Source organism: Arenibacter lacus (genome assembly GCF_008711145.1).
In the GTDB taxonomy this organism is placed as follows: Bacteria; Bacteroidota; Bacteroidia; order Flavobacteriales; family Flavobacteriaceae; genus Arenibacter; species Arenibacter amylolyticus.
In genome coordinates, this window is the sequence record NZ_VVIN01000092.1 from 1 (window position 1) to 7,570 (window position 7,570).

The following is a 7,570-nucleotide window of genomic DNA, read 5'->3' on the forward strand; positions in this document are numbered from 1 at the left end:
GTATCCGTCCCACGAACCACGTCTTGGAGAACCGATTAATTCTTATAAGTGGATATTATGGTGATGCTGACCCCCTGTTCTGGCCATACTGACCCCTCTAAGGATTTTGGTCAAAAAGATAAGTTAATGACAATATTACAGTTTTTTTCTTAGACTTTCTCCCTTTAATTCTATTCGATGGGAAGTGTGTACCAATCTATCTAAAATAGCATCGGCGATGCTTGCTTCCCCAATAATATCATACCAGCTTCCCACAGGTAGTTGACTGGCGATAATGGTGGACGATCTTCCATGGCGGTCCTCAATAATTTCCATCAGGTCCATTTGTTGTTTTCTATCCAGATGTGCCAGTCCAAAGTCATCAAGGATCAACAGGTTGGCCTTGGCCAACTTAGCAAAGAATTTTAGGAAGCTTCCATCAATTCGGGTCATTTTAGTTTTCATCATTAGTTTTTGGGTATTGAAGTATAACACTCTATGTCCTTGGCTGCACGCTTGGTGTCCTAGGGCCGAGGCTAGAAAACTTTTACCGCAACCCGTAGCCCCGGTCAATAGGATAGATTCCCCTTTCTCAAGATAGGATCCGGTAGCGAGTTCGGTAATCTGGGCTTTATTGATTCCTCTTGAGGAGTCTAAGTTCAGCTCTTCCACGCTGGCCTGGTATCTGAACTGTGCCCCTTTTTTTAGGCGTTCAAAACGGCGGTGGGTGCGGTCTTCTGCTTCCGCCTGCAACAGGACCTCCAGGCCTTCTCCAAAAGAGAGTTCATGGTGCTGTCGGGTTTCTACCATGGCTTTCCAACTACTGTGCATGCCATTGAGCCGTAGCTTGCACAATCCGGTGAAAACGGACACCCATTCCGCTGGAAAGCGGACAGTCATTCCGGAATAAAACGGACACCTATTCCGGGGCAAAGCGGACAGTGATTCCGCTGCAAGGCGGACAGCTATTCCGGAGCAAAACGGACACTTTTCTCATCTTAGTGCCATTAACTTTTAAAAGGAAGAGTAATGGCCAACAAACCTATAGGTATGAGAGAAGTACGCGAATTATTACGACTATATTTTAAACAAGGCCTCAGTGGCCGTCAGGCCGCCAAGGTAGCGGGTGTCGGGAAAACGGCTGCTAGCCAGTATATTTCGGGCTTTAAAAGCAGTGGGCTTTCCATTTCGGTCATTACTGGGATGAGCGACAGTGAACTCATCGACCAGATCAATGTTAGGAAGAAAACGCAGAATCCGCGGTATTCAGCATTAGAAAAGCAATTCCCCTACATGGAAAAAGAGCTTACCAAAGTAGGCGTTACCTTGCAACTGCTATGGAAGGAATACAGGCAAACCCACAAGGATAGCTATGAGTACAGCCAGTTTTGCCATCATTATTACCATTGGCGCAAGGAAAGCAAAGTCAGCATGCATATGGAGCATAAGGCCGGGGACAAGCTCTTTGTGGATTTTGCGGGCAAAAACCTTTTCATTACCGATCCGACTACCGGAGAACAAGAGGCCTGCGAGGTTTTTGTCAGTGTACTGGGGTGTAGCCAACTGTCCTATATTGAAGCGGTCCCTTCACAAAAGAAAGAGGATTGGATAAAGGTCAATCAAAATGCACTTCGTTTTTACGGAGGGGCCCCAGCAGCCATTGTCCCGGATTGTCTTCGTTCTGCCGTGAGCAAGTCCAACAAATATGAGCCCAAGATAAATCAGACCTACCAGGATTTTGGCGAGCACTACCAAACGGTCATATTGTCGGCCAGAGCCTTACACCCCAAGGATAAAAGCTTGGCCGAGAACTTTGTACGATTGGCCTATCAACGTATTTATGCACCTTTGCGCAATGAGGTATTCTACTCCATCGAGGAGCTGAACCAGGCACTTTGGGAGAAGCTCGATCTGCATAACAATACGAATTTCCAACATAAATCCTACAGCCGCCAAGCTCTTTTTGATCAGGTAGAAAAGCAAGAATTAAAACCTTTGCCGACCACCTCATATGAGTTGAAACACTTCTGTCAACTAAAGGTACAGTACAATCATCATATATATCTAAAGGATGATAAACACTACTACAGCATCCCCTTTAAGTATACAGGCAAAAAGGTAAAGGTTATGTATACCTTCTCGTATGTAGAGGCCTATTTCAATAACGAAAGAATCGCACTCCATCGGCGTAACCGTAAACCTTATGGGTATACTACCAAAAGCGAGCACCGCCCTTCCCAGCACCGTTTTCAAGCGGAGTGGACCTCGGAGCGTTTTATTGGTTGGGGCCGCTCCAAAGGACCTGAAGTGGAACAGCTCATTGCCAAGATACTGGATAGCCGTCCCCATCCGGAACAGGCCTACAGAAGCTGTATGGGGTTATTGAACCTGGCCAAAAAACATCCCGAACCACATTATCGAAAAGCCTGTGAGAAGGCCCTTGAGATGAATTGCCTACAATACAAGTTTATAAAGAACATGCTCGACAACAAGACTTTTGAGGTGGAAGAAGAACCCCTTGAGCTATTCCAATTACCTGTCCATAACAATATACGAGGAAAAGAAAACTTTAATTAAAATCATATGCTTATGAATACAAATGCCACTCTTGAAAAATTAAACACCATGCGCTTACACGGTTTTGCACACGCCTATCGCGAAGTTACCGAAAGCGCTCTGGAGCGGAACTTCTCCCTGGATGAACTTATCGCCCACCTAGTAGAAGCCGAATACGAGGACCGATACAATAGGAAGCTGAAGCGTCTGATCCGCCAAGCACGGTTTAAGCAACAGGCTTCCTTTGAACAGATCAATTTTAATCAGCCCCGCGGGATGGATAAAAATATGCTATTGCGCTTACAACAGGGGGACTGGCTCAAAAAATCAAAGGACCTGATCATAACTGGACCAACGGGTGTGGGCAAATCGTTTATAGCGTGTGCATTGGGGTTCCAGGCATGTTCCCAGGAACTTAGGACCCTGTATTTTACGGCCAATAAACTCTTGGACCGAATGACACTGGCTAAAGCCGACGGCAGTTATTTTAAGTTCATGGATAAAATAGCCAAAACGAAACTGCTTATCATCGACGACTTTGGTCTCAAGCAGATCGATCATAAACAATGCAATATGCTATTGGATCTTGTGGACGAGAGACACGGTAGTTCTTCTACGATCATCACCTCTCAACTGCCTGTAAAGTCCTGGTTCGATTGCTTTAAGGAACCGACCGTCGCCGACGCAATTCTTGATAGATTAACCAACGGTTCCTACCGTATAGAATTGCAAGGAGAGTCCATGCGGAAATTTAGAAAATAAGATCAAAATAATTTTAAGTAACTTAACAAAAATTTTTGAAGAAAAGTGTCCGTTTTGAAACGGAACGCCTGTCCGCTTTGGCCGGATTATGCAGTAGCTGTGTCAATTGATTTTCAATAGTACTCATATGTGTATTAATTTAAAGGGTTACTTATTTATAGAATGATGCCCCACGGATGTTTCCATGGGCCGGCAGGGATTTGACCACAGGTTCTTCCGGGTATTCGGTCATCCGGTTCTCCAAGACCTGTTTTAAAAACTTATAAGAATAATTCTGATGTTCCAGTGCTATAGTGCAAGCTATGGTAAAGGACCTCGGATCTGCCTTACGGGACAGGTTTAAGATGCCGTCACAGGTTTTATAAAGCTGTTCGGGATATTTATCCTGTTTGAACAAGGCCTCCATATATGTATACAGGGTCTCGGAATGATTGTAGCCACGCTGCAGGTAATAGGTAGGGCTTCGCTCTTTGTAGTACCGATGATGGGAACACAGATGTTCCTTTCGGGTGGTATATCCCCCCTTGCGGCGGTTCCTGGGATGGGTGGCAATTAGTTTGGCCTTGTGGTAGATCTTTACCAGGGATCGGGTGTAGATCACCTTGACCTTCATTCCGATATAAGAAAAGGGCACGCTGTAATAATGCTTGTCCATACCCAAGCAAATATGATTGTTCTTGGCCACCTTGTGCTCCCTGTAGTACTTGATCTCAAAGGCCTGTGCCGGTAAAGGCTGAAGGGTGTGCTTTTCATCGGCCAGGAATTTCTCTTCCCTGCAGTACTCTTTTTGCTGCATCCGGGTCTGGTTATGCTCTTTGACTTTCTGGGCAATGGCCCGGTTCAGCGATGGAAGATCAAAGAAAGTAAGCTTGCGGAGCTTGGCATATACCCGGCTATAGATAAGCTTCACCTGGTTCTCCACCAGCGATTTATCTTGAGGCCTCCTAGGGCGCGTAGGGGTCACCGAAGTCCCGTAGTGATTGGCAAAATCCTCCAGTGCACGATTAATATCCGGCTCATAGGGATTCGCTTTGATCACGGCAGCCTTGAGATTGTCCGGCACCAGGGTCTGGGGTACGCCACCAATCTCTTTTAAACAACAGCCCATGGCATGGATAAAATCTCCCGTCTTTTGACTGGGCACTGCCATAGCGAAGCAATAGTCGGAATACGGCAGGCAGGCCACAAAGACCTGGACCTTGATTTCCTCCCCGGTCTGCCTGTCGACATAACACAAAAGTTTGCCGGCAAAATCCACGTACAGTTTATCGCCCGGTCTATGGTCCAATACCATGGACGGTTTGCCACTGCGCATATATTGGCGGATATGGTAACAGAACTGGGCGTAGCTGTAAGGATCTGGGTTTCCTGCTCTATATTCATCCCATAGCACCTGACGGTTGACACCTGTTTTCTTAAGTTCCTTACGGAAATAATCCAATTGGGGTTTGAGTAGATCGTAGCGTTCGTCCTTATAGGCAGGGTTCCCAGGATTCAATTTTCCCTCCAGCACTGGATCCTCCATAGCCAACAAAGTTTCCATTAAGAGATCGGTCGCTTTAGCTTTTTGAATATAGTCCTTCACGGTGTTCTTGCTCACCGACAGGGTCCTGGCAATGGTTTTAAAGCCTTTCCCCTGGCAGTGCAGGCGAAGTATTTGTTTTACTTGACTCATTGGTTTTGTTTTTCCGGCCATTAGTTATCTTATTTGATGGTATCCATCAAATAAACCAAAACCAGAAAGAAAATAGCTAGGGGGTCAGCATGCTCCAGAATAAATCATCCAAAGGGGTCAACATGCTCCAGAATAATGTGAAAATCCAGCTATCTTATTTTTCGAAGAGGGGTCAGCATCCGCCAGAACGGCAGTTACCTATAGGTTGGGCTTTAGAGGGGTCAGCATGCTCCAGTATATCCATTATAAGGTCTTTACCCTATAGCGGGTTTATCTTTTTTTAAGTTTTTTATAGTTCTGTGGATAAAGGTCCCGGATGTCCTTATGGTTGATGGTCATGATATTCTCCAAGGTATACTTTAACCATTCATATGGATTTACCTCGTGTTTTTTGCAGGTAGCAAAAAAGGAATAAATGGCAGCGGCCCTTTGTGCGGCATCATGTGAACCTGCGAAGAGGTAGTTTTTTCTTCCTAGGGCCAGGGGTCTTATGGCATTTTCCACCAGGTTATTATCGATTTCCAGGATGCCGTCATAAAGATAGGTGCTGAGCTGGTCCCAACGGTTCATGGTATATAGGAAAGCTTTTCCGATGGGACTCTTGGGTAGGACCAGTTGCTGTTTCATCTGCTGGAACAGCCATTTTCCGAATTCATTGATCACCGGTAGGGACTCCTCCAGTCTTAGGGCTTTTCGCTCCTTGGGATTTAGTTCCCTTTGCCTGGCACTGGCTTCTATTGCATAGAGTTTTTGGATAAAGGTCAAGGCTTTTTCCGCACGCTCTTTGTCATTGTCCTTCGCTTTATCGAATTCCCTTCTTGCATGGGCCCAGCAGTTTAGGTGGGTAACCCCTTCTCGTTTTCCTATTTTATCATAGGCCACATAGCCATCGGTCTGAAGATAGCCCTTGAAATCTGCCAATACATGCTTGGCAGCCTCTCGGCTACGTCCGGGCTGGTAATCAAAGAGTACGGTGCCATCAATGGGACAATGATGCACCCAATAATAGCCTTTATGGGTTTTTCCCTTTTTATTGGGGTCCATCACTTTTATAGTGGACTCATCGCTTTGCAGGTATCCTTTGGAGCGAATATCCTCAAGGAGGTATTGGTAAAGGATGTCGATGATTTTAAGACTCTGCCTGGTCCAGCCCTCTAAGGTCGAGGAAGCTATGGGTATCTCCGCTCTTTTAAAGCGTTGCATTTGTCGATAAAGCGGGAGATGGTCCTGATATTTGTCCACTAAGATGGAGGCCAGCAATCCTGCCCCGGGAATGCCCTTTTCGATTACCTGCTCGGGAAGTGCGCCGATTACCACTCCTTCTTTGTTTTTGGAGGCATACTTATAGCGGATGTAGCGTTTGATATAGTATTTGGCAGGCTCGTACTCCAGCTCATCGGTCACTTCTTCCCCGATACATACCATATCGGTAAGATCTCCTTCAGGGTAGATCTTGATCTCTTCCACGGGCAGATGGTCCGGAAGGGCCATTCTTCCCTTATGGGCCGATGTTCTTTTGCGGCGCTCATAAGTGAGTTTCTCTTTTAGCTCCCCTTCTTGTTTTTCCGCCTTTTCTGCTTCCATCTCAAAGGGAAGGCTCATCTGGTCCTTATCGCCCTCGAAGCGCTCCCTTTTCTGGCCAAAGGCCAAACGTTTGTAATAAGCCAGTTGAAATTCAAGCTCGGAAATCCTATGCTCTCTCTTGGCAAGATCGCCCTCAACTTTAGCCAATTTCCTGGCCTCCTTTTGCAAGGATTTTTCCTGTATTTCAAGGAGTGCCAAAAGCTGTTCTTTGGTAAGGTTTTCTAGGGGTTCTTGCATGGTGTAAAGATACAAAAACCAACCCGTAGAAACTACTGAGACCCCTTGTTTTTATTGGTGTTCCATTACTTTTTTTATCTCGGATAACGGAGTTTCTGATGGGCCTCTTTTACTTGCAGCCCCTCAACCATAAGCACCAATTTGGACCAGGTCATACAATGGTTGTCCCCTGTAAAGACCGGGGGGCTGAAACTGCCCTGTTCCAGGCGTTTGTAATACAGCACAAAACCACCGGCCTCCCAGTGCAGGAGCTTGAGATGGGTGCGGTTTCGGTTCAAAAAAATAAATACATCCCCACTGGTCGGTTCCCTGCCCAGTTCGTTCTTGACCAGACCGCTCAGGCCATTGAACGATTTGCGCATGTCGCAGGGCCTTGGGTAAAAATAGTAGGTGTGGTAAGAGCTAAGGGCAAACATTAATAGAGCTTTAGTAGCTTGCTGATCAATGGAAGTTGTGAGGTGTCCAATCGTAGCCGGACCCCATTAGGGTAAATCAATTCTAAGTTTCCCGTTATTTCCGATTTAGGATGGATGGCAACAAATCCCCCGCTCACGGATGTCTCCTCTTGTGCTTTCTTTTTCTTCCAGTAATAGAAGGTGGAGGGCAAAAGGCCCTTTTCCTTGCAAAAATCCCTACCGTTAAGGGAACTGTCCTCAAATTCCTCGATAAGGGCAAACATTTTCTCTTCCTTGCTCATTATATACTAATTTATGGGCAAAGCTAGATGCAGGAAATTAAGTTAACAATATGTGTTTGGTGGGATGCATACGGCCTTAG

General features: G+C 45.9%; 7 protein-coding genes. 2 read left to right on the plus strand and 5 right to left on the minus strand.

Going from position 1 to position 7,570, the window contains the following annotated elements; translation table 11 throughout:
- Positions 1 to 135: 135 nt before the first annotated feature.
- Positions 136 to 879: an IS21-like element helper ATPase IstB gene (istB, locus tag F1E73_RS15855; protein ID WP_191089042.1), complete on the minus strand. Its 744-nt coding sequence runs from the start codon at positions 877 to 879 to the stop codon at positions 136 to 138.
- A 150-nt stretch (positions 880 to 1,029) separates the two neighbouring features.
- Between istB (F1E73_RS15855) and istA (F1E73_RS15860) the strand changes: the two genes are divergently transcribed.
- On the plus strand, positions 1,030 to 2,556 hold the full coding sequence (gene istA, locus F1E73_RS15860; RefSeq protein WP_191089043.1) for an IS21 family transposase: 1,527 nt from the start codon (positions 1,030 to 1,032) through the stop codon (positions 2,554 to 2,556).
- 6 nt (positions 2,557 to 2,562) lie between these two features.
- Positions 2,563 to 3,297, plus strand: coding sequence for an IS21-like element helper ATPase IstB (gene istB / locus F1E73_RS15865; protein ID WP_150452489.1), 735 nt, complete (start codon positions 2,563 to 2,565; stop codon positions 3,295 to 3,297).
- Between the two features lie 151 nt (positions 3,298 to 3,448).
- Here the strand turns inward: istB (F1E73_RS15865) and istA (F1E73_RS15870) are convergent, their stop codons facing one another.
- The 4 genes from istA (F1E73_RS15870) to tnpA form a co-directional block, all read right to left on the minus strand.
- Complete coding sequence (gene istA, locus F1E73_RS15870; RefSeq protein ID WP_223883478.1) at positions 3,449 to 4,972, minus strand: IS21 family transposase; 1,524 nt, start codon at positions 4,970 to 4,972, stop codon at positions 3,449 to 3,451.
- 270 nt (positions 4,973 to 5,242) lie between these two features.
- Positions 5,243 to 6,793, minus strand: a complete 1,551-nt coding sequence (tnpC, locus tag F1E73_RS15875) for an IS66 family transposase (protein ID WP_150452491.1) — start codon at positions 6,791 to 6,793, stop codon at positions 5,243 to 5,245.
- Positions 6,794 to 6,867: 74 nt separating this feature from the next.
- Positions 6,868 to 7,209: an IS66 family insertion sequence element accessory protein TnpB gene (gene tnpB, locus F1E73_RS15880; protein ID WP_072765962.1), complete on the minus strand. Its 342-nt coding sequence runs from the start codon at positions 7,207 to 7,209 to the stop codon at positions 6,868 to 6,870.
- The gene (tnpA, locus tag F1E73_RS15885) at positions 7,209 to 7,490 is read right to left on the minus strand and encodes an IS66 family insertion sequence element accessory protein TnpA (RefSeq protein WP_150452492.1); all 282 of its coding nucleotides are present in this window, start codon (positions 7,488 to 7,490) and stop codon (positions 7,209 to 7,211) included. Before tnpA ends, tnpB begins: the two co-directional genes overlap by 1 nt.
- Between the last annotated feature and the right edge of the window lie 80 nt (positions 7,491 to 7,570).

Coding starts and splice junctions, on each gene's coding strand:
- istA (WP_223883478.1), bottom strand. CDS start 4,972: ATGAGTCAAGTAAAACAAATACTTCGCCTGCACTGCCAGGGGAAAGGC.
- istB (WP_191089042.1), bottom strand. CDS start 879: ATGACTGTCCGCTTTCCAGCGGAATGGGTGTCCGTTTTCACCGGATTG.
- istB (WP_150452489.1), top strand. CDS start 2,563: ATGCTTATGAATACAAATGCCACTCTTGAAAAATTAAACACCATGCGC.
- tnpC (WP_150452491.1), bottom strand. CDS start 6,793: ATGCAAGAACCCCTAGAAAACCTTACCAAAGAACAGCTTTTGGCACTC.
- istA (WP_191089043.1), top strand. CDS start 1,030: ATGAGAGAAGTACGCGAATTATTACGACTATATTTTAAACAAGGCCTC.
- tnpB (WP_072765962.1), bottom strand. CDS start 7,209: ATGTTTGCCCTTAGCTCTTACCACACCTACTATTTTTACCCAAGGCCC.
- tnpA (WP_150452492.1), bottom strand. CDS start 7,490: ATGAGCAAGGAAGAGAAAATGTTTGCCCTTATCGAGGAATTTGAGGAC.